Annotated in this window: 1 pseudogene; it reads right to left on the reverse strand. The window is 28.8% G+C overall.

From position 1 onward, the window contains the following. Positions 1-429 (reverse strand): annotated as a pseudogene (locus tag GNY06_RS10500) (IS982 family transposase); the annotation flags it as partial. Positions 430-444 lie beyond the last annotated feature (15 nt).

Consider the following 444-nt stretch of genomic DNA (forward strand, 5'->3'; position numbering starts at 1 on the left):
ATAACGTGTTTTCTGTGCTGCACAATAGCCAAAAGTGGGTTTAAGATCTTCTGTAGAACAAATCCCAGAACGATTGGCTCTACTGATTTTACAGATCTCTATGGGAGTAGAATCTACAATAAATACATCTGTAAAATCAAAGAATTTTCCACTTAATGTTTCTCTTATTTTTTCAATAAAAGGAAAAAGTCTTCTTTTTCTTTTATTAAACACAATTCTTTCTATTTTTGCGTCCAATTTTTTCCCTTCAATGGTTCTAAATAGTAGTAATTCATAGTTTATAGACCTATATTCCGCAGTGATATTGAGTGCAACAAATTCCAAATCAGAGAGTTTTGGAACTCTTATTTTCTTAGTAGTTTTGATATGACTGCAGATTTTTGTCAATTCTCTTAAAATAATTTCGTAATTTTGAATAAGATTGTTTATGTATTTAATTAATTG

This window comes from Elizabethkingia argenteiflava, from assembly GCF_009904105.1.
GTDB lineage: Bacteria > Bacteroidota > Bacteroidia > Flavobacteriales > Weeksellaceae > Elizabethkingia > Elizabethkingia argenteiflava.